The sequence below is a fragment of the Microbulbifer flavimaris genome (assembly GCF_001641755.2).
Lineage (GTDB): Bacteria > Pseudomonadota > Gammaproteobacteria > Pseudomonadales > Cellvibrionaceae > Microbulbifer > Microbulbifer flavimaris.
This window is the reverse complement of sequence record NZ_LRFG02000003.1, coordinates 304,241-329,601: the sequence shown is the minus strand read 5'-3', so window position 1 is coordinate 329,601 and position 25,361 is coordinate 304,241. Positions and strand designations below refer to the sequence as shown.

Genomic DNA, 25,361 nt, shown 5'->3' with positions numbered 1-25,361 from the left:
AATTGGTTTGATTTTCAAATTCGGATTGGTTTACAGTCGGGGTGATAAGAAAGGATAAAACCAATAATGCAATTGATCCTCCGCCCAGTCACCAGGCTGATTGCGGTTGGCTTCGCGGCACTGTTCAGTGCCTATGTCAGCGCGGCCACCCAGATACAGTTCTGGACCATGCAGCTCTCCCCTTTTCACGATGAATACGTGAACGGGCTGATTGCCGAATTCGAACGGCAGAACCCGGACGTGCGGGTGAAATGGGTCGATGTGCCCTGGAAGGAAATGGAAAAGAAGGTGCTGGCCTCAGTGGCGGCCCGCACGGCTCCCGACCTGGTCAACCTCAATCCCCAGTTCGCCGCCAAGCTCGCCCAGTACGGGGCATTGGCAGATCCGGAGCAGTTCCTGGCTCCCGAAGAGATCGATGCCTACCTTCCCAATATCTGGCAGGCCAACAAATACCGCGGCCAGAGTTTTGCCATCCCCTGGTATCTCTCCACCACCGTCACCATTTTTAATCGCGAACTGCTTGAAACGGCTGATGCGGAGGTGCCATCGGACCATGTCGAGCTGTTGGATACGGCCAAACGCATCCGTACCGTGCTGGATAAATACGCTTACTTCCCGGCCATGGACGGCAGCCATCCGATGGAAAGCCTGGTGGCGATGGGAGCACAGCTGGTGGATGAAAGCCGCAGTGCGGTGGGGTTCGACAACGAGGCCGGCCAGGCTTTTTTCCGTTATTACCGTGACCTCTACCAGCAGGGCCTGATCCCCCGCAATGTGCTGACAGAGGGGCATCGCAAAGCCGTCGACCTGTTCCAGTCCGGCGAGGTGGCGATGATCACTACGGGTATGCAGTTCCTGAACAATATCCGCATCAATTCCCCCGATTTATTCGAGAAGGTCGGCATCGCACCACAGCTCAAAGTCGCCGGTGCGCCCTATAACGTGGCGGTGATGAACCTGGCGGTGCCGGCGCTCTCCCAGAACAAGGAAGCCGCTTTCCGCTTTGCCACCTTTGTGACCAATCACGAAAACCAGATGGCGCTGGCTCACCGCGTGCCACTCATGCCATCCACTGCGGAGAGCTACCGCGATCCGTTCTTCAGTGAGCTGGGACCAGAGCCTGGCATCGTCGATCGTGCCCGCCTGTTGTCGGCACAGCAGATTCTCGAAGGCGGTGTGCTGGTGCCGCCGCTGCCGAACTACAGCAAGCTGAAAACCAGTTTTGTCTACAACCTGCAGTCCGCCATGCTGGGGAAGCTGTCCGTGGATGAAGCGCTGGATGAAACCGCAGAGACCTGGGCGCTTTTCCTGGGAGGTTCCGATGACTGATTGCGTACTGGTCGCTGACCTGGGCGGAACCAAAATCCGCAGCGCTGTCTTTGTGGGTGAAGAGAGTCACTTTGTCTCTGATCGCCCGACGGATATCAGCGCAGGGCGCGATTCCGTACTCGCGGCATTGTGTGCGGCCCTGGAAGAATGCCATGTGCAGGCAGTGGACCGGGGCTGGTCGCCGGTGGGCGTCGGTCTTTCCTGCGCCGGGGTGATCGACCCGCAAACGGGCAGCGTGGTCGATGCCACAGAGGCGATTCCCGGCTGGAAAGATACCCAGTTGGGAAAAGTGATCGGGACTCAGTTCGGATTGCCGGTGGCAACGGAAAACGATGTCAAAGCCGCATTGCTGGGGGAGCTGGCAAGCTCACCGGAATACCGCGCCGGCAGCACGGTAATGATCACCCTCGGCACCGGGCTCGGCGGTGCTATCAGTATCGATGGCAATATCCTACCGGGCGCTTCTTTTGTCGCTGGTCACTTTGGCCAGATGCGCCTGCCGAGCCCCTGGCAGTGCGAAAAGACCGTCGCCCTGGAGCAGCTGGTCTCCGGCACCGGTCTGGCAAATATTGCCAATCAGCTGGACGGCAGCACGCGTTTCCGGAATGGTCGTGATGTACTGTCTGCGCTGCGACGCGATGAAGCGCCGGGCCGCGCAGCCCGGGACCGCTTCTGTGAATTCCTGCTGCTGACGCTGGAAAATATCTACTGGTCGCTGAATCCGGACCGGGTGTTGATCGGCGGCGGCCTGGTCAGTGCCCGCGAAGACTGGTGGCCGGTACTGGAAAGCAAACTGGAGGAAGCCGGCCTGCCACTGGAGATCCAGCCGGCGAAGCTGGGCAATGATGCGGGCATCCACGGCGCCGCTGCCCTGATTCATCGCAAGGTAGGGGGTGCATAATGCAGAAAAGCGAGGGCCTGGCGCCCTACCTGTTCCTGATTCCGGCCTGTGCCATTATCGGCGGATTCGTGTTGTACCCGATGCTACACGCTATCGCCGCCAGCCTCACCGATTACAACATGATCACCGAGTCCCGGTTCGTCGGGGCGGACAACTATCGCAAGCTCATCAAGGACCCGTTCTTCTGGAACAGCCTAGGAAATACCCTGCTGTACCTGGTTGTAGTGGTGCCCTTTCTGGTTATTGCACCAATTTTTCTCGCCCTGCTGGTCAACAAATCCCTGGCGGGCATCAAGATATTCCGCGCAATCTTCTACCTGCCAGTGATCACCTCGCTGGTCGTCACCGGCCTGATCTGGAAATGGGTCTACGAAGAGCAGGGCATCCTGAATTACTTCCTGCTCTCCACCGGTATCACCGACAACCCGGTGGCATTTCTCACCGACCCCGCCAATGCACTTTTCTCGGTGATGGCCGTCACCATCTGGACCGGACTCGGTTATTACATGGTGATCTACCTGGCGGGGCTGCAATCCATCCCCAGGCACCTGTATGAAGCCGCGGAAGTGGAGGGCGTGTCCAAGTGGCAGCAGACCATCCATATCACCATTCCGCTGCTCAAGCCCTCGATCGCCATCGTCGCGGTGATGTCCTCCATTGCCGCCATGAAGGTATTCGAAGAGGTCTATGTGATGACCCAGGGTGGCCCGCTCGATGCCACAAAGACGCTGGTCTACTTCATCTACCAGAGCGCCTTTGAGGAATTTGAGATGGGGTATGCCTCTGCCGCGGGTGTGGTGCTGTTCCTGCTCACCCTGGGCCTGTCGATGATCAACCTGTTCGTACTGAGGAAGCGCTGATGAAAAGTTCCTACCTTTCCATCACCGCACGCTACCTGGCGCTGGCACTGGTGGCCCTGCTGACCATGGGGCCATTCCTGTGGCTGCTGTCCACGGCACTGAAATCCGGTAGCGAGAATATTTTCCAGTATCCGCCGTCGCTGTTGCCGGCGCAGCCAACGCTGGAGAACTTCTGGCGGGTCATCGACACGCAACCATTTCTCCTGTACCTGAAGAACAGTGTTCTGGTGGCAGGCCTGGCCGTGGCGGCCAACCTGATCTTTGCTTCGCTGGCGGCGTACCCGCTGGCGCGGATGGAATTCCGCGGCAAGAACCTGATTTTTATCCTGCTGCTCAGCTCGATGATGATCCCGTTCCAGCTGCTGATGATTCCGGTATATAACATCGCCATCAACCTGGGTCTACAAAACTCCTATCTCGGCTTGGTGCTGCCGCACGCCTGCACGGCATTCGGCGTGTTTCTGATGCGGCAGGCGTTCCTCGGTATTCCCCGTGCACTGGAGGAGTCGGCGATGATCGAGGGCCTCTCCCGCCTGCAGATCTGGTGGCATGTACTGCTGCCGCTGGTGAAACCGTCGCTGGCGACGCTGGCGGTATTCAGCTTTATCGGCGTCTGGGGGGATTTTCTCTGGCCGCTGATCATTCTGGATGATCCCGGCTATTACACCCTGCCGCTGGGGGTGAATCGTCTCGCCAATACATTTTCCATGGACTGGCGCCTGGTGGCTGCCGGTGCAGTCTTTTCGATTCTGCCGATCCTGGCGGTGTTTGTGTTCAGCCAGAAATACTTTATCGAGGGCGCCATGCGCGGGGCGGTGAAAGGATGACAAAAAACGTTGCCGTCGTAGTCCAGACCCACTGGGATCGGGAGTGGTATTACCCGCACCAGACATTTCTCGGTCGCCTGCTGCAGGTGATGGAGCAGGTCGTGGCGCAACTCGACAGCGGACAGTTACGCTATTTTCTCTTCGATGGCCAGGTCTCGGCGATCGAGGATTTTTATCGAGAAGCCGAACCGGCGCTGGCGGGACGCGTGCGTGAGTACGTAGCGGAAGAGCGCATTATCATCGGCCCCTGGTACATCATGGCCGATGAGTTTCTCTGCAGTGGCGAGTCGCTGGTGCGCAATCTCGAAATGGGTATGCGGCGCGCGCGCGGGCATGGTCACTGCCAGGCCGTCGGCTACCTGCCAGATACCTTCGGCCATATTTCGCAGATGCCGCAGATACTGTGCGGGTTTGGCATCGACAATGCCGTCGCCTGGCGCGGCATCGACGCCGATCATTCAGAGCTGGTCTGGCAGGCACCGGATGGCAGTGAGGTCTTCACGGTTTTTTTGACTGAGGGTTACTACCAGCACCCTTTTAACGCGGAAGACTGGCAGGCAAGCCTGAACGGCTATCTGGAAAAGATCGACGGGCGCAGTCAATCCGGACAGCTACTGCTGACCCAGGGCGGCGACCATCTGCTCAGCGATCCGCGCCTGCAGTCGCGCATCGAGCACTTCAACGCCGGGCAGGACAACTACCGTCTGCAGCAGACCACGCTCGCGGCTTATATCAAAGAAGTTAGAGCGAGCGCTCCGCAACTCTCTACTTTCCAGGGTGAATTGCGCGGTAACCGTAATGCCTTTGTCCTGCCCGATGTGCTCTCCACCCGCCAGTATCTCAAGCGACAGAATCAACAGCTGGAGGACACGCTTGCCGGCTTGATCGAGCCGCTGCTGGCCGTTGTCCCGGGTGGGCAATATCCCGCCCGCTACCTGGAGCAGACGTGGCAGCTGCTGATCGAGCAGCACGCCCACGATTCCATCTGCGGTTGCAGCGTCGATGCCGTGCACCGGGAAATGGAAACCCGCTTCGCACAATTGCAGCAGCGCCTCGACTATCTACAGGAGTTGGCGCAGTCCGATGCCGGCATGATCAACCCACAACTGGTGGCATCTCGCGAGCATGGGTTACCAAGCCCGTTTGCCGATGACAGCCGGTTCAGCCTGTTTAACCCGTCGCCCAAACCCATTGCCGGCTGGACGGTGCAGTCGCTTTTCCTTGCCGGAGACGCAGCAGAGAGACTGAACCTGTCGGACAACCAGGGCAACTCCATCGAGGCATATGTGCTGCAACGTGAGGCCGCACAGGAATTCACCTCGCCGCTGGATGATTTCCCGGATATGGTGCATGGCCACCGGTACACCGTTGCGATCAAGTCGGAACTGGCGGGTCTGGAACTAAAGTCCTGCCTGGCGAGAAAAGCGCAGAAAGAAAACAACGTTAAAGCCACCTCCAGCTCCACAGATACACGGGAAGCCTCGCTGCAAAACGAGTTTTATCGTGTCCGCGTAGAGGGAAGTGGTTCTCTCATCATTGAGGACAAATTAAGCGGGCAGCGGTATACCGATATCCTCGCACTGGTGAGCGAAACCGACACGGGGGATACCTATAACTTTTCCCCGCTGGGACCGGAGCGCTATCGCGCCCAGATCCGGAGCACCCAATGCCGACAGCTGCCGGGGGGCATTGGCGAGCTGAAGCTGCACCTCGCCCTGGAACAGCCGGCGGGACTGTCGGCAGACCGGCAGGATGTTTCCGATCACCAGGTCGTCAGCCACGGCACCCTGAAGTTACGCCTGCTCCCGGATGACGATCTGCTGCACTGCACGCTGGAATGGAACAACCGGGCAAGCGATCAGCGGCTGCGGCTGATGCTTCCGCTGCTCGAGTCGATAACGCACACAGGATCGGATTCCGCCTTCGACTGGGCCGAGCGCGCCAAACAATATGCGGTGCCCATGCAGGCGCAGGGCCAGCAGGAAGCGCCCGTCTCGGTACTGCCGAGTTACAGTGCCATCAGTGCCGGCGCCGTCGGCTTTGTGCACCGGGGACTACAGGAATTTGAGGTTATCGAAGGGGCAGGGCAGGATCATCTTGCCATCACCCTCGTGCGCAGTGTCGGCTGGCTCTCCCGCCGCGACCTGAAAACCCGCGGTCTCGGCGCCGGCCCTGATCTGCAAACACCGGATGCGCAATGCCTGCGTGACCATCGCTTTGAATTTGCTTTCACCCTGCAAGCACCCGGCCACGTCGATCTTCTGGACCGGGCCGCCGCCTTCCGCAAGCCGGTATCAGTGTTGCGTGGCCATTCGGCTCTGAAGATTTGCAGTCCGCAGCTGCGGAACAGAGAGCTGCAGGTCAGCAGTGTGCGGCGGGTTGCAGCCGGTACGGAAATCCGGGTGTGGAATCCCTCAGCAAAACCAGTGACGGCCCAGTTCGACCTGGCGGCAGTCCGCACTGACCTCGCGGGAGAAACGCTCCCGGATTCTTTGACGGTCAAACCCAAACAGATCGCCACCTTTGTGCTCGCACAACAGGTGAAGGAGCACGCCCGTGGTTAAGAAGAGCATACTGGCTTTACCTGTGGACGGCCGCCCGGTAACGCGGGAGCAGGTGCAGTTGCTGGCACGAGTCGCCGACTGCGAGCTGATGTGTCCGGCGGTGGAAGCGCTGGGTTACTTTCGTGAGCCCGCCGACCGCAACCACCTCGCACAGTGGGTATCAGAATATGGCGAGGCTGCGGATGGATTTATCTTCTCCATCGATATGCTGGTCTACGGCGGCCTGGTCCCATCCCGGTTTATCGAGGATAGTGAGTCGTCCCTGCTGGAGCACCTCGATCTGCTGCGTAACCTGAAACAGCGCTTCCCCGATCGACCGGTCTACGCCTTCTGCGCGACCATGCGCCTGTCCAACAACAACGAGAACGAGGAAGAAAAGCTCTACTGGGCCGACTACGGCGAGCTGATCTGGCGCTGGTCCTATCACAGCGATCGTTTTGATTGCCTCGGCGAAGCCGAGGACCAGAAATGGGCTGATATGACCCAGGCCATGATTCCCGAGCAGATTCGCCAGGACTATCTCGCCACCCGTGCGCGCAATTTTTCCGTGACCTGTCGCGTGCTGCAGCTGGTGGAAGCGGGTGTGATCGACCGCCTGATCCTGCCCCAGGACGATACCGCCGAATACGGTTTTAATATCGCCGAGCGTCGCAAACTGCAGTCCATGGTGGACAAGCGCGATCTGGGCGATCGCGTGTTGATCTATCCCGGTGCGGACGAGGTGATCTACACCCTGCTGGTCCATCAGCTGCAGACCCTTGGCGTCCTGCCAACAACCCGGCTGGCGCTGCATCTTCACCAGACGGATGCCATCGAGCGGATGGTGGCCCGTTATGAGGACCGCCCGGTGCTGGAGTCCATTCGCTGCCAGATCGCCGCTGCCGGTGCCGAGCTGGTCGGCAACAACTCACAGGCGGATGCGGTGATCGCAGTGCACACCAGCGGACCCGAGCAGGGCGACTGGGCCATGGAACAGCCTTTGCCCTCGCCATCGGAAAACGATGACGACTGGCTCGCCTCCCTGGCAGACACAGACAGACCACTGGCGCTGCTCGATCTCGCCTACGCCAATGGTGGCGATCCACAACTGATGGAGGCACTGCCAATACCGTTGCCTGCACTCACCGCCTATGCGGGTTGGAACACCGCCAGTAACAGCATCGGCAGCCTGGTGGCCCAGGTTTGCATCGCCGTGAATGGCGGCTCACCAGAGCACAATCGTCACTTGCTGGCGATCCGGCTGTTGGACGACTGGCGCTACCAGGCCGATTTCCGCCAACAGCTGCGCCGGCAGGTGCCGGAGGCCGCAGCCGATCCCGTGCGCCTGCTCGACGCACTGGAAGAGCTCTATCTGGAACAGGCGCGTGAGTGGCTACAGGAGGAGGGCTTTGACGGAATCCATCTCGACAGTCTCTACCTGCCCTGGCAGCGCAGTTTTGAAATCGGCCTGCGAACCACTGTGGTGGAACCCAGTCGGGAAGAGGTGACGGCGTGAGGACTATATTGATCGAGGCCGCTGTCATCGGTGCCAGCCTCGGCGGCGTCCTGGCGGCCTATCAGCTGTGCGAGAGAGGTGTGCGCACCTTACTGAGCAGCGAGTTCGACTGGATCGGCGGACAGCTCACCAGTCAGGGGGTGCCGCCGGACGAACATCCTTATATCGAGTCTTTCGGGGCGAGTAAAAGCTATTACCGTTTCCGTCGCGCCATTCGCGATCACTATCTGGCTGACGAAAACTTTACCGATAACGGCACCCTGACCGAGGGCTGCAATCCGGGTGATGGCTGGGTGAGTCGCCTGTGTTTCGAGCCTGCGGTGGCGGAGCGCTATTTGCGGAATTTACTGCAGCCACATCTCGCCAGCGGCCTGCTGGTAGTGGAGGAACAAAGCCGCCCGGTGTGCACCGCGCGCACTGGCCGCAGAGTCGAATGGGTAGAGCTGGAGAACCAGTCGGGCGAGCGACTGCGAGTATCCGCACAGTATTTCCTCGACGCCACCGACACCGGCGAACTGCTGGCACAGGCAGATTTGCCCTACCGGTTGGGCAAGGAATCCCGCACAGAGTTTAACGAGCGGCAGGCACCGCAACTGGCCAGCATGGCTGACCAGCAGCCAGTGACTTATGTATTCGCGTTACAGAAAACGGAACCCTCCGCAGCGGAGCCGATCCCCCGTCCGGAAAGTTACGACTTCTGGAAGAGCTACGTACTGCCTCGTTATGACTATCCGCTCTTCAGTGATCACCTGCCGGGGCACGAGGGCTATTCGTCGGTACAGCTACCGCTGTTCGCCAGTGGCAAAACCCTGGACCTGTGGCGCTACCGCCGCATCGTCGCTGCCAATAACTGGCGCGACGAGCGCGAGGATATCAGCCTGATCAACTGGGCGCAGAACGATTACGCACTGCACCCGCTGCTCGACGGTCCGCAGACACAGGCGCAGGTAGCAGCAGAAGCGCGGCAACTGTCACTGTGCCTGGCCTACTGGCTACAGCACGATGCGCCCAGATCCTGGGTTGGCGAAACAGGCTCGGGCTTTCCGGAACTGTCACTGGCCACTGACGCACTGGGCACCGAAGACGGCTTTGCCCAGCAGGTTTACGTGCGGGAGTCGCGCCGCATTGTCGGCCTGCAAACCCTGACCCAATCGGAGATCGAGCTGGATCCGGCGCGAAAGTGGGATCCGGTGCGCTGCGAGCACAGTGTTGGCATCGGCCTGTACAACATGGACATCCACCCCACCTGTGAATCCGGTATGGGTTCCAATGCGCGGGTGCGGCCATTCGAGTTACCGCTGGAAATCTTTATTCCCGCCGATGCGGACAACCTGTTGCCCGCCTGCAAAAACCTGAGCGTCACCCACCTGGTCAATGCCGCCACCCGCGTACATCCGATCGAGTGGCTGGTTGGCGAGGTGGCCGGACTCCTCGCCTCCCATTGCATCCGCCAGAAAATCGATCCCGCCACGCTGGCTTCGCGAAACGATACCGTGGTGGCTTTCCAGAACACCTTGCAGGAAAGTGGCATCCCCCTTCACTGGCCCGAGAGCCCGGCAATGGCCGACAGGACCTGAGTAGAGAGCATTACCCATGGCAGAGTTACAGCTACAGTCCGTCAAGAAACGCTTTGGCAGCACCCAGACCATTCATGGGGTGGACCTGCAGATACAACCGGGGGAGTTCGTGGTATTCGTCGGACCGTCCGGCTGCGGCAAATCGACGCTGCTGCGTATGATCGCCGGCCTGGAAACCGTGACCGAGGGCAGTATTCATATCGCCCGCCGCGATGTCACCGCCCTCGCGCCGAGCCAGCGCCGGGTATCCATGGTATTCCAGTCTTACGCGCTCTATCCCCATATGACCGCCGAGCAGAACCTCAGCTTCGGCATGCGCATGCGCAAAGTGGCCAAGGAAACCGTTGCGGAAAAAGTAGAGCGAGCCAGCGAGATCCTGCAGCTGGAACCCTACCTCAAACGCAAGCCCGGCGAGCTGTCGGGTGGCCAGTGCCAGCGGGTCGCCATCGGTCGCGCCCTGGTGCAGGACCCGGACGTTTTTCTATTCGATGAGCCGCTGTCCAACCTGGACGCTGAGCTGCGGGTCAAGATGCGCGCGGAGATTGCCGACCTGCATCAGCGCCTCGGTGCCACCATGATCTATGTCACCCACGACCAGACCGAGGCCATGACCCTCGCCAACCGCATTGTGGTGTTGCGGGACGGCCGGGTAGAGCAGGTCGGTGAACCCATGGCGCTGTACACCAACCCGGCCAACCAGTTCGTGGCCGGCTTCATTGGCTCGCCGAAGATGAACTTTCTTCCGGTAGTCAGCACAGGCGTTGATGGAGAGAAAATCGAGGTCGCCGTGGAGGGAGAGGGCGGCAAAGCGGAGTTGTCGATCTCATGCAACGCACAGCCTGCCGGCGGCGATGAGCTGACCCTGGGCATACGGCCAGAGCACACCACCATCGATGACAGCAGCGAACTGCGCGCACGGGTGCGGTCGGTAGAGCAGCTGGGTTCCATCAGTTTTCTCTATTGCACCCTGGGCGGCAAGTCACTCTGTGTACAGAGCCAGGGGCAGTTACTGCCGCGCCCCGGGTACGAGGTGGGCCTGAGGTTTGCAGCGGACAAGCTGTACTTGTTCGACGCCAACGAGCAGACCATCTCGACCCTGAAACCGATGGCGGAGCACTGAATATGCGCAAGCTTGTCAGGTTAACCCTGCTGATGATGCTCGCCCACTTCTGCTGGGCAGGGGAGCCTGGAAATGTGGGGAAAGCTGTGTTGCCCGAGGCAGTGCGCGGGGTCTGGCTCACCAATGTGGCCAGCGATGCTTTGTACAGCCGCGAGGGCATCGAAGAGGCGGTTGCCCTCTGTGACGAACTGGGTATCAACACCATCTTTGTCGTTACCTGGAACAAGGGGCAGACTCTCTACCCGTCTGAAGTCATGCATAACTTCACCGGCATAGCCATGGACCCGGAGCTGGACCCGTCCGGCAGCGGACGCGACCCACTGCAGGAAGTCATCGACGCGGCCCGCCCCCGGGGTATCAGGGTGATCGCCTGGTTCGAGTTTGGCTTTTCCTCTTCCCACTCTGCCAATGGCGGTGAGATCGCCCGGCTAAAACCCCACTGGAAATCCCTCAACGCACAGGGTGAGCTGGTGACCAAGAATGGGTTCGATTGGCTGAATGCTCTGGACCCGGAAGTGCAGGCTTTCATGAGCTCGCTGGTGCTGGAAGTTGCGCAGCGTTACGACGTGGACGGGATCCAGGGTGACGACCGCCTGCCGGCCATGCCCTCCGAGGGCGGTTACAACCCGGCGGTGATCGAGCGTTACCAGCGCGAACACGATGGACAGATGCCGCCGGCGGATAGCCAGGCGGAAGACTGGGTCGATTGGCGCGCGGCGATCCTCAACGACTATGCGGAAGACCTGTACCGACAGGTAAAAGCGGTGCGGCCGGACCTGATCGTCTCTTTCTCTCCTTCCATCTACCCCTGGTCGAAGCGGGAATACCTGCAGGACTGGCCCACATGGCTGCGGGAAGACAATGTCGACCTGCTGGTGCCGCAGGTCTACCGTCATAACCTCGCTGATTACGAGTCGGCCCTGCAGCAGACGCTGGCGCTGATTCCCGATGGTGAGCGACAGAAGTTTGTCCCCGGCGTGCTGATCAAGGTGGGCGACCAGCTGCCCAGTCCTGTATTGTTTGAAGGCATGCTGGCGGCCAACCGCCGCGCCGGCCTGCTGGGCGAGGTGTTCTTTTTCTACGAGGGGCTGGAACACTTTCGCGAATCCATCCGCGCCTCCTATGCGGCGCAGCCGGTCCGTTTCCCCGAATACCTGCAGGGGGAGGAATAAGTTGTGCTGAAAGTCGTCTGTTTTGGCGAGGCGTTGGTTGATCTGCTGTCCGACCGCATTGCGGGTAAAGGCAAAGCGGGTGGCGGCGAGGAGCAGTTCCGCAAGTTTCCCGGCGGTGCGCCCGCCAATGCCGCCGTCGCGGTCGCGCGCCTCGGTGGCGAGGCCTACTTCGCCGGCATGCTCGGGGACGACCTGTTCGGCCGTTTCCTGCTCGACGCTTTAAAGGCACAGGGTGTGAAGACCGACTATGTCCGCTTTACCGATGAAGCCAAGACCGCCCTGGCTTTTGTCTCCCTGGACGAGAGCGGCGAGCGCAGCTTTGAATTCTACCGCCCACCGGCGGCTGACCTCTGTTTCCGTCCGGAACATTTCCCGCCGGAAGCGTTTGCCGGCCACGGCATCCTGCACCTTTGCTCCAACAGCCTTACGGATGCCGATATCGCCACGACCACACTGCACGCTGCGGAAACCGCCCAGGCTCAGGGTTGGTTGGTGAGCGTCGATGTCAACCTGCGCCACAATTTATGGCAGAGCGGTGCGGCAGATAGCGAACGGGTGCTGGCACTGGTGCAGCGGGCGGACATCGTCAAAATGAGTCACGAAGAGCGGGACTATCTGGCAACCGATAACAGGTTGCACGAACTACACGAGCAGTTGCTGCAACAGCGCCCGCAGCTATTGCTGATTACTGACGGCCCGAACCCGCTGCAATGGATCCGTGCGGGAGGGCATGGCCAGGTGCAGCCCCCACAGACCATTGCCGTGGATACCACCGCAGCCGGCGATGCCTTTATCGGGGGTTTGATCTACCAGTTGGCCCGACAGCATGTTGCGCCCGCAACACTGGAAGCCTGGTCAAAGAGCGCCGAGTTCGACAAGGCCCTGCAATTCGCCTGCGCCTGCGGCGCCCATGCGGCTTCCAAAGCCGGTGCATTTCCCTCGTTGCCCGACCAGCAATCGCTTGACGCCTTCCTCTCTGCAAGGAGCCACCATGCCTGATATCCCAAACTTCCGCAGCGCCGAGTTTCTCAAGCAGCACGTCGATAGCATCCTGGCCTTCTACCAGCCACATGTAACCGATGAGCGTCTGGGTGGCTTCCACCAGAATTACCTCGATGATGGCACGGTGTTTGATCCGGGTTTCAAACACCTGGTCAGCTCAACGCGCATGATCTTCAACTACTGCGGTGCGTACCGACATTCAGGTAATGCGCAAGATTTACAGCGCGCCCGGCACGGCCTGCACTACCTGCGGAATCAGCACTGGGACGAGCAACGCCAGGGCTACAACTGGTTGCTGAACAACAACGCGCCCGTGGACCAGACCAACCACTGCTACGGCCTCGCGTTTGTGATCCTGGCGCTGGCCAGCTGCGTCGAGCTGGAAATGGACGGTGCCAGGGAAGATCTTTACAGAGCCTGGGATCTGCTCAACCGGCATTTCTGGCAAGCGGATGCCGGCCTTTACGCCGACGAAGCCACGGCTGACTGGCAGACTATCAGCACCTACCGCGGGCAAAACGCCAACATGCACTGTTGCGAGGCATTGCTGGCTGCGCACCAGGCGACCGGCGACGAGCAATTCCTTGACCGCGCCTACACACTTGCCGGGACTGTTGCCGTCACCCTCGCCGATAAGGCCGATGGCCTGATCTGGGAACATTACACCGAGGCCCTCGAGATCGACTGGGACTACAACCGCGACGACCCCAAAAACCTCTACCGCCCCTGGGGCTTCCAGCCCGGCCACCAGACCGAGTGGAGTAAGTTACTGCTCACTCTGTACCGTTATCGGCCGGAGCCGTGGATGCTGGAGCGGGCTCGCAGTCTGTTCGATCGTGCGCTGGAAGTATGCTGGGACGGTGAACACGGCGGTATCGTCTACGGCCATGCACCCGACGGCAGCATCTGCGATGGCGACAAATATTTCTGGGTGCAGGCGGAGAGTTTTGCCACCGCCGCGCTGTTGGCAGAGGCCACCGGTGAAGAGATTTACTGGCAATGGTACGACCGTATCTGGCAGTACTGCTGGGCCCACATGATCGACCACCAGCACGGTGCCTGGTACCGGATTCTGGATCGCCAGAACCGCAAATACTCCAATGAAAAAAGTATCGCCGGCGGTAAGTGTGACTACCACACACTCGGGGCCTCCTGGGAAGTAATCGAGTTGCTGCAGCGCACCTGATCGCTGAGCAAGCAAAGCTAATGCAAGAAAAACCGCACCGGGTTCTCATCGGGTGCGGTTTTTTTATCGGTTGGTGTCAGGGCTGTCTCACTCAATAAGGAACGGTGAGCAATCGTCGTTTTTTCACACGCCTGTCACAGTCCCAGTAACCATGCGGTCCAGACGCTTTACTCCGAACTTATTCACAACTCTATCCAAGGAATGTGTGAGTAACCGAATATCCACAGTTGGTCTGGATAGTATTCGCAGTTGGTATTCACTTACCGGCTGAGAAGGCTGAATCAGAGATCATCGCGGGAGATGCGCTGATCCCGTGCTGGTGGGCGATAACTTTCCATCAGTTTCAGTAGCTTCGCGGGGTCGTCTGCCTCCAGCAGCATGGCCCGGTACTGGGGTTGCAGCAGCTGTTCCGTCACACAGTGATCGAGGAAGGTGGCCAGGTGCTGGTAATACCCGGCAACATCCAGTAATCCACAGGGTTTCTGGTGGAAACCGAGTTGTCCCCAGGTGAGGATCTCGAATAACTCCTCGAGGGTACCAAGCCCGCCGGGCAGGGCGATAAAGCCATCCGAGAGCGCCTCCATCATCGCCTTGCGCTCATGCATCGAGCTCACCACCCGCATCTCGGTGACATTCGGGTGCGGCACCTCCCGCACTGCCAGCGCTTCCGGAATCACGCCGGTGACCTGCCCGCCCTTGTCGAGCACGGCATCCGCCAGCGCACCCATAATGCCGATACTGGCGCCACCGTAGACCAGGCCGATATCTCGCGCCACCAGTTCTGCCGCCAGTGCCCCGGCTGCCTGCAGGAACTCGGGCCGCCGCCCGGGACTGGAGCCGCAGTAGACACAGATATTTTTCATGCTTCCTCCGGGGCCAGCCCTCTGACCATCGCGCTGGTAACAATGTTAGCGCTTACTCGCTGAACAGGCCGCAGTGCATTGCACACTGTCGCCGTTGCCTGCCCAGTATTTATCGCCTGACCAAGAAAACACGTGAGCGGGCATGCAATGCGCTGTAATCGAACAAGTGTGGCCGGCCAGTCCCTTTATGCGCCTGTCATGGTAAGGTTCCGGGCCTGTGTCACAAAAAAACGACACCAAAACAACAACAAATAAATACTGTGGAGAGAGTTATGGCGAGCATTCTCGGCGCGTGCCAGCGGAATTTCCTGCCCACCCTGCTGGCAGCCATCACCTTTCTGGCAATCACTGCTACCAGCGCACACGCCGCCAGCGCCTCCGAAACCTTGCAGCAGGTCATCGACGACCACTGGCAGTACAGCCTGAAAGAGGACCCGATCATGGCTGGCCGCATGGGGTTGGCGGACTACAACGATCGCCTGCCCGGCGTGGCGCCGGAAGACCGCGTCCGGCGGTTGAAAGCGGAAAAAGGTATCCTCGCCCAGTTGCAGGGCATCGATGCGGACCAGCTCACCGAAGCCGAGCGGATCAACCGCGACCTGCTCAGCTGGGTACTGAAGGACTCCATTGAGGCCAACGAGCTCTACCTGGACCGCATCCCTCTGAATACCTTCTACAGCTTCTTCGCTAACGCCCTGCAGGCCAACGACGGCCTGAACATGAATTCGGTCAAAGCCTACGAAGACTACATCGCCCGCATCCGCGAATTCGGCCGCTACTTCGACGAGAACATCGCCAATATGCGCCAGGGCATCCGAGACGGATTCGTGCTGCCGAAGATCGTGGTGGAGGGCATCGCGCCCACCGTGCGCGCCCAGGTCTATGATGACCCCACCAAGAGCAGCCTCTACGAGCCGTTCGCCAAGATGCCGGATAGCATCCCGGCCAAAGAACAGCAGCGCCTGCGCGCCGAGGGCAAACAGGCAATCCAGCAAGAGGCCATACCGGCCTTCGCCCGCGTCGCCGACTTTATGGAAGGGGATTACCAGCAGGCCGCCACCGACACCATCGGTGCCGAACAGCTGCCCGGCGGCAAGGCGTACTACCGTCACGGCATCCGCCGCTACGTCACCCTGGATATGGACCCGGCCGAAATCCACAAGATCGGCCTGGCGGAAGTGAAGCGCATCCGCGCCGAGATGGAAGAACTGATCAAGGAAAGTGGCTTCGACGGCAGTTTCGAGGAATTCACCGAGTTCCTGCGCACCGATCCGCAGTTCTACGCCAAGACTCCGGAAGAACTGCTGAAAGAAGCCGCCTACATCTCCAAGAAGATCGACTACCGTCTGCCGCAACTGTTCGGCAAGCTGCCGCGCCTGCCCTACGGCGTGGTGCCGGTGCCGGACGAGATCGCTCCCAACTACACCACCGCCTCCTATAACCCGTCCGCCATTGGCGGCACGCGCGGTGGCGCCTACTGGGTGAACACCTACGCCCTGGACCAGCGCCCGCTGTACGAACTGCCGGCGCTGACCCTGCACGAAGCCGTCCCAGGGCACCACCTACAGGGCGCGCTCAGCCAGGAACTGGAGAACGTACCGGAATTCCGAAAAGGCCTTTACCTCAGCGCCTTCGGCGAGGGCTGGGCGCTGTACTCCGAGCGCCTGGGCAAAGAGATGGACGGCATCTATACCACCCCCTACGAACACTTCGGCCGCCTCAGCTACGAAATGTGGCGCGCCGCCCGCCTGGTGATCGACACCGGCATCCACTCCCAGGGCTGGACTCGCCAGCAGGCGCTGGACTTCCTCTCCGACAATACCTCCCTGTCAGACGCCAACGTGCGCGCTGAGGTCGACCGCTATATCTCCTGGCCGGGTCAGGCGCTGTCTTACAAGATGGGGGAGATCAAGATTCGGGAGTTGCGTGAACAGGCTGAAAAGGAGCTTGGGGGTCAGTTTGATTTGAGGGCATTCCACGATGCGGTGTTGGCAAATGGGGCTTTGCCGATGGAGATGCTAGAAACGCGATTAGAGGACTCTATAAAGGTGGTCCAGAGACAATAAGAGCTTCCCGCCACTGTTGATGACACCCTGTAGGGCCTTCTGAAGTCTTCACAATCAATATCACAGTTGTTTTACTCGCGTAGGCCAAGGCGCGGTAAGCAGCCTTGTCCGTAAGCGACAGTCAAATTAGATCTTGTTAATGCTTGTCCACAGTTGGCGGGGCATTCATGCACACGATGCCAATCAGATTGCCTGGGCTCATGGTTGGCAGAAAACAAACCTCGCTGGTTGTTTTTTGGCCAAATAGGGTCGCTGCTTAACCAGCAGCTGCTATGAAGGAGTGAATATTTCCCTGTATATATAGACAGTCAATTTTACCTCACGTATGTTACACAGCAAACTATGTTACATAACATGAGCGTCTAAAAAATGAGCATCGGTAGTAGCGGTCGAATCGTCATCGAAATTGAGCCCGACCTCAAAAAAGAGCTTCACAGCGCACTAAAAGAAGACGGTGTGAACCTTAAGTCATGGTTTTTAGACAATGTCGAGCAGTTCCTCCTAAAAAGAAGTAACAGCGCATTTCCAGCCGTAAAACAAGAACAAGGTAAAAATCGTGAAATTTAATGCAGCCAACATGGCTTTTGGCCGCCACGAAACGTTTGCACTTCGCTATGGCTGGCTCTCAAAGGGCTTTAATGCGCTTGTGCAAAGTAAAAAAGGCGCGAGAGTCTTCGATGACGATAATGCAACGGTAGAGCTCGGCGTTGGCAAAAACATGGTCACCTCTATTAAGTACTGGCTAAGAGCCTGTCAGATGACAGACGTAGCCACTGGCGAGCCAACAGAATTGGGGCTTGCTCTACTTGGAGAAGAGGGCTTTGATCCCTATTTGGAAGATGAAGCCACTATTTGGCTGCTTCACTGGCTTTTGGTGACTAACACCGCATTGGCAACCTCTTGGTATTGGTTTTTCAATCGTTACCACAAAGCTGAGTTCACCGGTCAAGAGCTAGCAACGGCCTTGAAAGACTTTGTCTACGATCAGGTCATCGCAAAAAAGAAGCCAGCTAGCACAACGCTCAAGAATGATGCGGGTCTACTGACGAGAATGTACACACAATCCAAAGGCAATACCCGGATGCCGTTAGAGGACGCTTTGGATTCGCCATTTTCCTTGCTCAACTTAGTTTCCCAATCGGCCGGCGGCCGAAGCTATCAGTCTCGCCCTCAAGCACGCCCAGAGATCCCCGTGGGTGTGCTGGGCTATGCAGTGTGTCAATTGTTCAAGGCGAAAAATACATCAGTGATTCCGATAGAGGACCTGATGTATAGCCGAGACGACTATGTTGCTCCTGGATCAGTGTTCCGTTTGACTGAATCAAGCTTAGTGACGAAGCTTGAGGAGCTCGTCGCGTATATGCCGCAGGTCTTCGAAATTCGAGATACTGCAGGTCAACATCAGCTGTTCATGCAAGAGACCACAAACGGTATGAAGTTCATTGAAAAACACTATGAGCATTCTCAAGAAGAGAGGGCTGCATGAGCTTGTCTGAAAAAATCGTAGTTAATACACACTATACGCGCTCGATCAACTTAGAAAGAGATGCTGATTCTCTCGAGGTGGTGAAATCCTACATTCCCACATCTCGAGCATTGAGTCTCTTTAGGCGTATCAGTGAAGGCTTCTCGTCTGAACAAGCCCCAAGAGCCTGGTCAATTGTTGGACCATATGGCTCGGGTAAGTCTTCCTGTCAGAGCTTTTCAGCACACTTGCTTTCGGCGCCTAACGAGAAGCCCACGAAAGCGGCACAGGCTATCTTAAAGTCAGCGGCGCCTGAACTGGCCAAGCAGTTCGCAAAGGAAATAAAAGGTACCAACGGCTACCTTAGAGTACTGGTAACCGGCTCTCCAGAGCCGATGGCTTACAAAATCATTAAAGCTTTATGTGCTGCGGCCGAAAAATTTTGGGCTGGTCAGCCGGGTGCCAAGCCGAAGGTGCTGAGGCTCCTTAAGGATGCGAGTAAAAAAAGCAAAGTTGCCACTTCTGAAGTCGTAGAGCTTGTTAAACAGTTACTACTTTCTCTTGGAAAAGCGAATAGCAACGGAATTCTTCTGGTAATCGATGAACTCGGAAAGTTCCTCGAGTACGAAGCTCGGCACTACGGTGCTAACGATATTTATTTGTTGCAATCCTTGGCTGAGCATGCCTGCGAAGGAGGCAATAGTAGACTCTTTCTCTTTGTGCTTTTACATCAATCTTTTGAGCAATATGCGAAGGGACTTGGTGAAAGCCTGAAAAATGAATGGTCAAAAGTCCAGGGACGTTTTGAGGAAGTTCCTTTTCTCGAGTCCAGTGAGCAAGTCTTAAGAGTAGTAAATGCGGCATTTTCACAGAAGCTCACTAAAGCCGAAGCAAGCTATGTTTCAGATTATGTAGCTTCTGTCGTCGACACTCTAAATAGTGAGGATGCTTTGCCAGGTGTTCTCGATAAGAGTTCAGCCATCGAGTTGTTCAGGGGATGTTATCCACTCCATCCTGTAAGTGCGATCTTGTTGCCACTGCTTTGTCAAAAAGTCGCTCAAAATGAACGCACGTTATTCAGCTACCTGGGGAGCCATGAAGAATTTGGTTTACAGGATATGTTGGCTCGTATTGAGAATGCAGAGGATTGGATTTATCCGCATGACATATATGACTATTTTATAACCAATCAGCCCGCGGTACTTGGTGACTATACAACGCACCGACGCTGGGCGGAGGTGGTGACATCCATCGAGCGGCTTGGTGATGCTCCAGAAAATCAAGTCAATATGCTGAAAACCGTTGGCATACTTAACATTATCGGCGCCAAAGGCGGCTTTAAGGCATCCAAGGCGATTTTGCAAGTATCTGCCAAGTCACCCAAGAGAGCAGGTTTAAAACCGTTGCTAGACAAGTCGATTATTACCTATCGCAAGTTCAGTAATGAATATCGAGTTTGGCAAGGTAGTGACTTCGACTTAGAAGCCGCCGTAGCTGAAGAGCTGAGCAACCTAGGGGATTTCTCACTAGCAGAGCAGCTAAATAAAGAAAAGGCCTTGATGCCGATTGTGGCCCGTCGCTATACGATAAAAAGTGGTGCGTTGCGCTATTTTGTGCCGGAATTTATTGATGCAGACAATTATAAAAAATCAGCTCAAGCTAGCGAAGAGCCAAGAATCCTTTTTTATTTGGCTGCGGCACAAGATGATGAAAAGCATTTTAAAGATCATTTGATTAACTTCTACTCGGCCTTAGATATTACGGCGCTATGCTTGAATGGTTCCCAGCTCAGAGAGGCAACTGCCGAAGTTCTCGCTTTAAGACGCATACAGAACACGCGCCAGGAACTAAATACGGATCCCGTTGCCAAGCGAGAGTTTGAGGATCGGCTGACAGCCGCTGAATTATCACAAAATTCATTACTGCAGGAACTGTTTGAACGGCCGCAGGACGCACGGTGGTTCCACCATGGTAAACAGATCACTGTGGTCGATAAGAGAGGGTTCCAGGAAGCTATATCCGATGTACTAGCTAATGCCTTTAATAAATCACCATTTCTCCACAATGAGCTGATAAATCGAGATCGCCCTTCATCACAAGCTAATGCTGCTCGTAATAAGTTGCTAATTGCGATGCTGAACAATGCCGATCAAGTGGACTTAGGAATTGAAAAGTTTCCACCTGAAAAGGCCATTTATCGGTCGATATTGCGTGAAACCGGACTACATTCGCGCAAAGAGGGCAAGTTCCAGGCGCCACCGAAGACTTCAGCTTTGTATTTGGTCTGGCAGCGCATCGAGCAGTTTTTAGACGAGACCGAAAATGCTCCCAGGTCTTTTGCTGAACTCAATCAGGAGTTGATCGCTCCTCCTTATGGGGTGAAGGCCGGTGTATTGCCTATTCTCTATATGGCAGTTTATGTCGTTTATCAGCATGAGCTAGCCCTATACGAGGAGAGACGCTATCGGCCGTTCTTTACTGATGAAATGGTAGACCGCTTTGTGAAGCGACCGGACCAATTTACTGTACAAAGGTTTAGAATATCAGGCTTGCGCGCGTCCATTTACGAGGAATATAACAAGATCATTGAAGGCGGTGACAAGGCTAAAAAGACCGTTATTGAGCTCGTAAGGCCTTTGGCCAACTGGCTGGGCGCGTTGGAACACTACACATTAAAGACGAAGAGTGGAGCAATCAGTGGAAAAGCGAAACGAGTGCGAGATGCCTTTCAGCTGGCTAAATCCCCAGAAAGTCTGCTATTTGAAGATCTACCCAAAGCGCTCGGCTTTGAGAATGAACTAAAGCAAGAAGTGCCAAACTTGGAGGGAATGGCGGCAACGTTGCAAGGGTGTCTGCAGGAATTGAAAGCTGCTTACCCGAAAATGCTGGACAGTCAAGTGAAGAATTTATCCAGAGCCCTACATATGGATGAAGGCCAGGAGCTCGCAGACCTTCGACGTAAGGCAATAGGACGCTATGAGGGGCTGGACCAGCACACGGTTGATATCGATGGCCTGAAGGCGTTCATTAAGCGCTTGACGAAAAAGGATGGTGATGATTCCACCTGGCTTGAGAACGTGCTGATGTTCTTGGGTAGAAAGCCCACAGCCAAATGGACAGATACTGATCTGAGTGAGGCAGATGTAAGGCTAAGTGATTTTGCAAAGAGAATACTCGATCTTGAGACGCTAAGGCTGCACTACGATCGCTCAGCTGAAAAACTGCAGGGGGATTTTGATGTTATTTTGTTAAAATCGCTTAAAAAAGGCTGTGATCCTATTGATGAAGTCGTAGCGATTGATAAAGCCCGGCATGAAGCGATACAAGATGTGAAAGGGAAGCTTAAAGAAGCATTAAGCGCCCATAAAGATAGTGAGCTGCAATTGGCTGTACTGGCTGAGCTCGTCGATGAATTCCTGAACGAGCGTCAAAAAGCATCCGAAGACAAAAAAAGTAAAGCCAAGAAACCAAAGTTGAAGCAGGTAAGAAATGGCTAAAAAAATGACCATCAAAAGCGCGCTTTTCGATGATAGTCCTCGTCACGTCCTGGGTCTTTCTGGGGGCAAGGATAGTGCTGCGCTTGCTGTCTATCTCAAGCAGCGCTATCCAGAAATTCATGAAAATGTCGAATACTTTTTCACCGATACTGGTGCCGAGTTGAAAGAGGTCTATGATTTCTTGGACCGGCTCGAGTCATATCTTGATAAAGAAATAATTCGCTTAGGAAGTGGTAGAAGTTTTGATCATTGGCTGAAAGTACACAATGGGTATCTGCCTTCTGCAAAGCAGCGCTGGTGCACCAGAGTGATGAAAATTCAGCCCTTTGAAGATTTTGTTGGTGATGACCCTGTCATTAGTTACATTGGAATTCGTGCGGACGAAAACCGGGAAGGCTACATCAGTCAAAAGGAGAACATTAAAGCTATTTTCCCCTTCATTGATGATGGCCTTGTTCGCGAAGATATTTTTCAAATATTAGAGGATACTGTTGGAATTCCGGAATATTACAAATGGCGTTCTAGGTCAGGGTGTTATTTTTGCTTCTTCCAGCGTCAGGATGAGTGGCTGGGCTTAAAACGCAATCATCCAGAATTATTTGAAAAAGCAAAGGATTATGAACAACGCCTGCGCAAAAAATTTGACTGGCAAGATGGCGAAGTCGAAGTGGGAGGCTACGGTTACACTTGGTCCTCGCAAGGTACTGTTGATGAACTTGTAGCTAGAGCCGAAAAGAGAGAGAAAGAGCGGGGCATCATTGCCAGCAACAGAGTAGTGTCTGAGCGATGGCAAGATCTATTGCGCGATGCAGAGGATGATGATCCGGAAGATCAAGCTTGTTTAATTTGTTCACTATGAGCAGGTTCAATAAAGAATACTCAGCATTAAAAGTTGAGCAGTTAAGGCTCTTGCGAGGCCACAATTATATCGCATTGACGCGCGGTTTTAAAAAAATACCGACTTGCAGTGGTATATATATTTGGCGTTACTGGCCCACGGTGAGGGGCCTAGAGTTTGACAGCCTAATTAACCTATTTAAGAGAATACAATGCGAATTTCCGCAGCACGTAGAGAAGCTCAAGAGCACTCGGATTCAAGCGACAATTGTCCGCACGCCTTTTGCGGGTGAAGACGATGAGCGAATCTTTGGTAAGATCCGTGACCACAATAAAATTTTAACGCTACTTAATACTCTGGAAAAATCTAAGGAGAATAGGATTGCGTTAGCGACATTGATAGAATGTTTGCTAGGTCAGGCGCCACCCGTATATATTGGAAAAGCTAATAATTTACAAAAAAGATTGCTTCAACATTTCGAGGGGAAAACCGATTTTTCGGGTCGGCTTGCAAAGACATCGATTCCGCTGGAAGACATATATATTTCATATATCAAAGATGAAATTTCTCTAAGCGATGAGTCTATTACGACAACGATGGAAGAGATTTTACAAAAAATCACTAATCCACCTTTGGTTTCACGCTACGGATAAGGGACATAGAAATGGCAAAAAAGAAGAAGTCAAAGATACAGTCAGTTGATACTGCTAAATATGATTTCTCGGCTCCGGGATCATACTTTAAGACAAATTTCGGTTATGACGAGGATCTTGTTGAGGTCTATTCGTTAAATATAAAAGTTTCAGCACTCCACAGGGATTTTAAAGTTTTTGAAGAGCTAAACAATGTTCAGGATTGGCCTATAAGCACTTTAATCCAGCGTGAATTAGATCATAAGCGTGCATCCCAGATAGCCCATGACTATTTGCTTGCAAAAGGGAATACAAAATACTTTCCTCCGTTAATTGCGGTATTAATTCCGACGGATGATTCTTATATTCCAACCGATACGTATGACGAAGCGGACAGTGACGGCTTGAAGGCTTTGAGTAGTAGTGTCTTTACACCTTATAGCTATGAGGATGAAGGTTACCAGCAGCCCGATTCACCTGTTGGGGGTATTTATAATATTGAATTTGATGAGGAGCGTGGTGACTTAGTCTGGGATCGCAATAAAGTGTCCGCAGTAATAATCGATGGTCAACATCGCTATAAAGCGTTACAAGAGGCTGTCGCTATAGATAAGTCTTTTAATGAGTGCTCATTAACGATCACATTAATCGATTTGATCGGTATATGTGAGCGGACAGATAAGGCTCCGACAGCGGTTGCAAGGGACCTATTTGTAACAATTAACCATACGCCGGTTGAAGTTGACGAATCACGATTAGTCATTATGGACGACCGGGATGCGCTATCTACATTTACCCAAGCATTAATCGATGATTCCAATGACGGATTCGATCCAGTGCTTCCACCTGAATTAATTGACTGGGAATGTGAAGGCGGGAAGCATCGGTCTAATAACTCTATATCAGGTGTGCTGGTTATACGGCAAGTTCTCTTATCGGCAATGTTTGACGGGGCTAAGCTTTCGTCTGTGGACGACCGAATCAATCAGCGTAATGTAAAAAAATGGCTAAAAAAAATCGACACTTGGCTGCTCCCGGATCCACAAATTGAGGCCCAATTTGGAAAGTCGGAATGCCTATCTAGTTTGTATGCATCCGCAGTTTCAGACGCAGATAATGATACAGATGATGAAGAAGAGAGTTCATTTCTTTTTTCCTACAGTGCAAAAGTTGCTTCATTATTGAAAAATCGCTTCAAGGAACTGTATCTCCCTTCTATTAGGTATGTATATCGAAACTTGGGGCCATATGCGGACCTTATAAATTACGCTGAGGAACATGGTGTTCTTACTACACACAGTGAGCTGAATGAGTATTACCGCTCTTTCAGAGGTCGAAGGGAAAAGCTTCGGAAAGATAATAAATCGTTAGCAAAGAAAATTGATCAGTATGAGAAAGGTTTTGAAGAAATCTCCTCGACCAATATTTTTTATACGGTAATGGGGCAGAAGGCAGTTTTTAAGTGTCTATTTGAAAATTTTCTAGATCGAGCCGGCTATGATACGCAAGAGCTCCTTGATGCAACAAAAGAATTTGTCGAGCTATTTAACGACTTATACGAAGTACTATGCCCCGCGAAATCTCCATTGGAGTCCTTGTTTGCACTCAGCTTTGAGGTGTCTTCGAAGTCTAAGCCTATTGTCAAGTCGTCCAACGTAGGTAAGGAATTTTGGAGAGGTATACTTAAAAAAATCAACGGTGAGATCGATTATGGTAAGCCAGCTGTAAACTTATTGAATAGTATTATTGTCGATCTTATAACCTCAGTAGAGGACGGTGTATCTTTTACGTTCTCAGACAGAGAAAAGCTAATCTCTAAACATGAGAAGATGTTGGAAAAGCAGGGGATAATCGAGGATTACGATGAAAGAAGCGAGGTGGCGCAAAAAGTCGTTGCTTTCAAGGAATCGATAATAACCGAAAAGGTAAAGGTACTATTTGAATAGAGAGATTAGATTAATCAAAGT

At 54.9% G+C, this 25,361-nt stretch carries 19 protein-coding genes; 18 read left to right on the top strand and 1 reads right to left on the bottom strand.

All coding sequences use genetic code 11. The features are described 5' to 3' along the window. Positions 1 to 66 precede the first annotated feature (66 nt). The 11 genes from AWR36_RS10585 to AWR36_RS10535 are packed head-to-tail and all read left to right on the top strand — an operon-like array spanning position 67 to position 14,033. Positions 67 to 1,329: an ABC transporter substrate-binding protein gene (locus AWR36_RS10585; protein ID WP_067084562.1), complete on the top strand. Its 1,263-nt coding sequence runs from the start codon at positions 67 to 69 to the stop codon at positions 1,327 to 1,329. Beyond that, the gene (locus tag AWR36_RS10580) at positions 1,322 to 2,230 is read left to right on the top strand and encodes an ROK family protein (RefSeq protein ID WP_067084560.1); all 909 of its coding nucleotides are present in this window, start codon (positions 1,322 to 1,324) and stop codon (positions 2,228 to 2,230) included. The genes AWR36_RS10585 and AWR36_RS10580 overlap by 8 nt, the downstream gene beginning before the upstream one ends. Further along, complete coding sequence (locus AWR36_RS10575) at positions 2,230 to 3,090, top strand: carbohydrate ABC transporter permease (protein ID WP_067084558.1); 861 nt, start codon at positions 2,230 to 2,232, stop codon at positions 3,088 to 3,090. Before AWR36_RS10580 ends, AWR36_RS10575 begins: the two co-directional genes overlap by 1 nt. Further along, a complete protein-coding gene (locus tag AWR36_RS10570) occupies positions 3,090 to 3,917 on the top strand; it encodes a carbohydrate ABC transporter permease (protein WP_067084556.1) in 828 nt (275 codons plus the stop codon). Before AWR36_RS10575 ends, AWR36_RS10570 begins: the two co-directional genes overlap by 1 nt. After that, a complete protein-coding gene (locus AWR36_RS10565; RefSeq protein WP_067084554.1) occupies positions 3,914 to 6,481 on the top strand; it encodes a glycoside hydrolase family 38 N-terminal domain-containing protein in 2,568 nt (855 codons plus the stop codon). The genes AWR36_RS10570 and AWR36_RS10565 overlap by 4 nt, the downstream gene beginning before the upstream one ends. Then, a complete protein-coding gene (locus AWR36_RS10560) occupies positions 6,474 to 7,976 on the top strand; it encodes a DUF4127 family protein (protein WP_082679541.1) in 1,503 nt (500 codons plus the stop codon). Before AWR36_RS10565 ends, AWR36_RS10560 begins: the two co-directional genes overlap by 8 nt. Further along, a complete protein-coding gene (locus AWR36_RS10555) occupies positions 7,973 to 9,553 on the top strand; it encodes an FAD-dependent oxidoreductase (RefSeq protein WP_082679540.1) in 1,581 nt (526 codons plus the stop codon). The genes AWR36_RS10560 and AWR36_RS10555 overlap by 4 nt, the downstream gene beginning before the upstream one ends. 16 nt (positions 9,554 to 9,569) lie before the next feature. Further along, the gene (locus AWR36_RS10550; RefSeq protein WP_067084548.1) at positions 9,570 to 10,673 is read left to right on the top strand and encodes an ABC transporter ATP-binding protein; all 1,104 of its coding nucleotides are present in this window, start codon (positions 9,570 to 9,572) and stop codon (positions 10,671 to 10,673) included. A gap of 2 nt (positions 10,674 to 10,675) precedes the next feature. After that, positions 10,676 to 11,845, top strand: a complete 1,170-nt coding sequence (locus AWR36_RS10545; RefSeq protein ID WP_067084545.1) for a glycoside hydrolase family 10 protein — start codon at positions 10,676 to 10,678, stop codon at positions 11,843 to 11,845. Positions 11,846 to 11,848: 3 nt separating this feature from the next. Continuing rightward, a complete protein-coding gene (locus AWR36_RS10540; protein ID WP_067084543.1) occupies positions 11,849 to 12,844 on the top strand; it encodes a carbohydrate kinase family protein in 996 nt (331 codons plus the stop codon). Beyond that, complete coding sequence (locus AWR36_RS10535) at positions 12,837 to 14,033, top strand: AGE family epimerase/isomerase (RefSeq protein WP_067084541.1); 1,197 nt, start codon at positions 12,837 to 12,839, stop codon at positions 14,031 to 14,033. Before AWR36_RS10540 ends, AWR36_RS10535 begins: the two co-directional genes overlap by 8 nt. Before the next feature lie 281 nt (positions 14,034 to 14,314). Here the strand turns inward: AWR36_RS10535 and AWR36_RS10530 are convergent, their stop codons facing one another. Next, on the bottom strand, positions 14,315 to 14,896 hold the full coding sequence (locus AWR36_RS10530) for an LOG family protein (protein ID WP_067084539.1): 582 nt from the start codon (positions 14,894 to 14,896) through the stop codon (positions 14,315 to 14,317). Positions 14,897 to 15,168: 272 nt separating this feature from the next. Between AWR36_RS10530 and AWR36_RS10525 the strand changes: the two genes are divergently transcribed. The 7 genes from AWR36_RS10525 to AWR36_RS10495 all read left to right on the top strand — a co-directional run bounded on the left by AWR36_RS10525 (position 15,169) and on the right by AWR36_RS10495 (position 25,340). Continuing rightward, the gene (locus AWR36_RS10525; RefSeq protein WP_067084537.1) at positions 15,169 to 16,962 is read left to right on the top strand and encodes a DUF885 domain-containing protein; all 1,794 of its coding nucleotides are present in this window, start codon (positions 15,169 to 15,171) and stop codon (positions 16,960 to 16,962) included. Between the two features lie 369 nt (positions 16,963 to 17,331). After that, positions 17,332 to 17,529 carry a hypothetical protein gene (locus AWR36_RS10520; protein WP_067084534.1) on the top strand — a complete coding sequence of 66 codons (198 nt, stop codon included), beginning with the start codon at positions 17,332 to 17,334 and terminating at the stop codon, positions 17,527 to 17,529. Next, entirely contained in the window at positions 17,519 to 18,448 is a 930-nt protein-coding gene (locus AWR36_RS10515; RefSeq protein ID WP_067084532.1) for a DUF4007 family protein, read from the top strand. Before AWR36_RS10520 ends, AWR36_RS10515 begins: the two co-directional genes overlap by 11 nt. Further along, entirely contained in the window at positions 18,445 to 21,924 is a 3,480-nt protein-coding gene (locus AWR36_RS10510; RefSeq protein ID WP_067084530.1) for a hypothetical protein, read from the top strand. The genes AWR36_RS10515 and AWR36_RS10510 overlap by 4 nt, the downstream gene beginning before the upstream one ends. Then, entirely contained in the window at positions 21,917 to 22,783 is an 867-nt protein-coding gene (locus tag AWR36_RS10505; RefSeq protein ID WP_067084528.1) for a phosphoadenosine phosphosulfate reductase family protein, read from the top strand. Before AWR36_RS10510 ends, AWR36_RS10505 begins: the two co-directional genes overlap by 8 nt. After that, a complete protein-coding gene (locus tag AWR36_RS10500; protein ID WP_141398518.1) occupies positions 22,762 to 23,415 on the top strand; it encodes a GIY-YIG nuclease family protein in 654 nt (217 codons plus the stop codon). Before AWR36_RS10505 ends, AWR36_RS10500 begins: the two co-directional genes overlap by 22 nt. Before the next feature lie 11 nt (positions 23,416 to 23,426). Continuing rightward, the gene (locus AWR36_RS10495) at positions 23,427 to 25,340 is read left to right on the top strand and encodes a ParB N-terminal domain-containing protein (protein WP_067084522.1); all 1,914 of its coding nucleotides are present in this window, start codon (positions 23,427 to 23,429) and stop codon (positions 25,338 to 25,340) included. Positions 25,341 to 25,361: the final 21 nt, after the last annotated feature.

Bases quoted from the DNA above. Each gene is read 5' to 3' on its own strand.
- AWR36_RS10585 (WP_067084562.1), top strand. From the start codon at position 67: ATGCAATTGATCCTCCGCCCAGTCACCAGGCTGATTGCGGTTGGCTTC.
- AWR36_RS10580 (WP_067084560.1), top strand. From the start codon at position 1,322: ATGACTGATTGCGTACTGGTCGCTGACCTGGGCGGAACCAAAATCCGC.
- AWR36_RS10575 (WP_067084558.1), top strand. From the start codon at position 2,230: ATGCAGAAAAGCGAGGGCCTGGCGCCCTACCTGTTCCTGATTCCGGCC.
- AWR36_RS10570 (WP_067084556.1), top strand. From the start codon at position 3,090: ATGAAAAGTTCCTACCTTTCCATCACCGCACGCTACCTGGCGCTGGCA.
- AWR36_RS10565 (WP_067084554.1), top strand. From the start codon at position 3,914: ATGACAAAAAACGTTGCCGTCGTAGTCCAGACCCACTGGGATCGGGAG.
- AWR36_RS10550 (WP_067084548.1), top strand. From the start codon at position 9,570: ATGGCAGAGTTACAGCTACAGTCCGTCAAGAAACGCTTTGGCAGCACC.
- AWR36_RS10545 (WP_067084545.1), top strand. From the start codon at position 10,676: ATGCGCAAGCTTGTCAGGTTAACCCTGCTGATGATGCTCGCCCACTTC.
- AWR36_RS10535 (WP_067084541.1), top strand. From the start codon at position 12,837: ATGCCTGATATCCCAAACTTCCGCAGCGCCGAGTTTCTCAAGCAGCAC.
- AWR36_RS10530 (WP_067084539.1), bottom strand. From the start codon at position 14,896: ATGAAAAATATCTGTGTCTACTGCGGCTCCAGTCCCGGGCGGCGGCCC.
- AWR36_RS10525 (WP_067084537.1), top strand. From the start codon at position 15,169: ATGGCGAGCATTCTCGGCGCGTGCCAGCGGAATTTCCTGCCCACCCTG.
- AWR36_RS10520 (WP_067084534.1), top strand. From the start codon at position 17,332: ATGAGCATCGGTAGTAGCGGTCGAATCGTCATCGAAATTGAGCCCGAC.
- AWR36_RS10510 (WP_067084530.1), top strand. From the start codon at position 18,445: ATGAGCTTGTCTGAAAAAATCGTAGTTAATACACACTATACGCGCTCG.
- AWR36_RS10505 (WP_067084528.1), top strand. From the start codon at position 21,917: ATGGCTAAAAAAATGACCATCAAAAGCGCGCTTTTCGATGATAGTCCT.
- AWR36_RS10495 (WP_067084522.1), top strand. From the start codon at position 23,427: ATGGCAAAAAAGAAGAAGTCAAAGATACAGTCAGTTGATACTGCTAAA.